This is a genomic window from Acidimicrobiales bacterium (assembly GCA_036270875.1).
In the GTDB taxonomy this organism is placed as follows: domain Bacteria; phylum Actinomycetota; class Acidimicrobiia; order Acidimicrobiales; family AC-9; genus AC-9.
Map to the genome: position 1 here is coordinate 1 of DATBBR010000100.1, position 1812 is coordinate 1812.

Sequence of the window (1812 nt, forward strand, 5' to 3'; positions counted from 1 at the left end):
AGATCCCCCGAGATCTCGATGACCTGGAGGGCCCACGGGGCGTGCCCGCCTGCCGGGTCGGGCCTGTACTGCCCGAACGCAGGGGAGCCGTTGGCCGACGTCGGGATGAGCCGGGAGCCCCGGCAGCCGATGCCGAGACCCAGCATCCAGCGACCGATGTCGTCCGCACCCTGGAGCCACATCGCATAGGGCGGCATCGACTGGACGGCGTCGTCGCGGAGCAGCCTGACCAGGGCGTCGATGTCGTAGCGCTCGAAGGCGTCCACGTAGCGGGCGAGCAGCTCGCGTTGGTCGTCCTCCACCGCCGCCGGACTGACCTCGGCATCGACCGACCCGAGCGTGGCCCTGGCCCGCTGGAGGGCGCTGTTGACCGCAGGGACGCTGGTGTCCAACAGCTCGGCGACCTCGGTCGCCTGCCAGCGGAGCACCTCGCAGAGGATCAGGACCGCCCGCTGGCGGGCCGGTAGGCGTTGCAGGGCGGCGACGAAGGCCAGGCGGACGCTGTCGCGAGCGGCGGCCAGCTCGGCGGGGTCGGCCTCCGGTGGCAGCACCCGGTCGTCGGCGATCGGGGAGACCCAGGAGCCGTCGGAAAGGACGCCTTCCAGAGACGACTCCACAGGCGGACGCGAGGGTCCGAGCTCCATGGGGCGGGCCCGACGCTGGCGGCCGCGGAGGGCGTCGAGGCACACGTTGGTGGCGATGCGGTACAGCCACGATCGCACGCTCGAGCGCCCCTCGAAGCCCTGGCCAGCCCTCCAGGCCCGCACCAGCGTCTCCTGGACGGCGTCCTCGGCGTCGAAGCCCGAGCCGAGCATCCGGTAGCAGTAGGCGGTGAGCTCGCGCCGGTGGCCCTCGAGGTCCTCGGGCGCAAGGGCATGGGAAGGCATGGTCACGGGGGTAGATGATACGGCGGCCAGCACCTGAGTCGACATGTGAGTAGGACGACTGGAGAGCCCGGAACTTATCGCGCCACGCCAACTGGCCGTTCGTGGGGGAGCTCGGCAGGAAGACGCCGTGGATGGCCGGACCGGGACCTACGGCGGAAGCAGCCTAGCTGGCGAGACGGCGCTCGATCTCGTCCAGCCGCTGGAGGATCTCATCGAGCACCGACGGCGGCGCCGCGGGCGAGGTCGAGTCGTGCCGGCGCCGGTGGATGTGTCCGGCCAGGGTGGTGACGACCGTCCGACGCGTCGTCCGCAGCTCGACGCCCATGCGCCGCAGCACCTTGGCGGCCAGACCCTCGTCGGTCGCCACCAGGCCGAGGAGCAGATGCTCGCACCCGATGTAGTTGTGCCCGAGCCCGACCGATTCCCGCAACGACGCTTCGAGCGCCTTCTTGGCCGTTGGCGTGAACCGCGTCCGCCCTCGCGCCTTCTCCGATGGAGCCTCCATCGAGGCCAGCAGCTCGCTCCGCACGTCGTCGGGCTCGACATCGAGGGCCTTCAGCACCTCGAGGGCCAGGTTGCCACCCTCGTCCAACACGCCCAACAGGAGGTGCTCGGGGCCGACGGCCTTGTGGCCCCGCCCGCGGGCCACGTCCTGCGCGCAGGCGACGGCCTGACGAGCGCGGGGGGTGAACCTGGTGAACGGTCCGTAGCTCGGCTCCGTCGTCGGCGCCTCCTCGGAGCCCCGCAGGGCGCTCACCTCACGCACGGCTCCCTCGAGCGCCGACTGGCAGATGGCCGACACCGGCACCTGGGCGTCCCGCACGGCGTCGGCGAGCTCGTCAGATAGGTACACGTTGATCTTCGGCATGGGGTTATAATGGGGTTATATCTCGGCCGTTGTCAAGAGCGTGGGGGTGGGCGGGGC

At 71.1% G+C, this 1812-nt stretch carries 2 protein-coding genes; both read right to left on the bottom strand.

Annotation, left to right across the window (positions count from 1 at the left end):
- A partial coding sequence (locus VH112_11170; GenBank protein ID HEX4540794.1) for a sigma-70 family RNA polymerase sigma factor occupies positions 1-887 on the bottom strand: 887 nt, incomplete at its 3' end.
- A gap of 163 nt (positions 888-1050) precedes the next feature.
- Positions 1051-1755 (bottom strand): Clp protease N-terminal domain-containing protein, encoded by a 705-nt coding sequence (locus VH112_11175; protein ID HEX4540795.1) that lies wholly within the window; start codon positions 1753-1755, stop codon positions 1051-1053.
- Positions 1756-1812 lie beyond the last annotated feature (57 nt).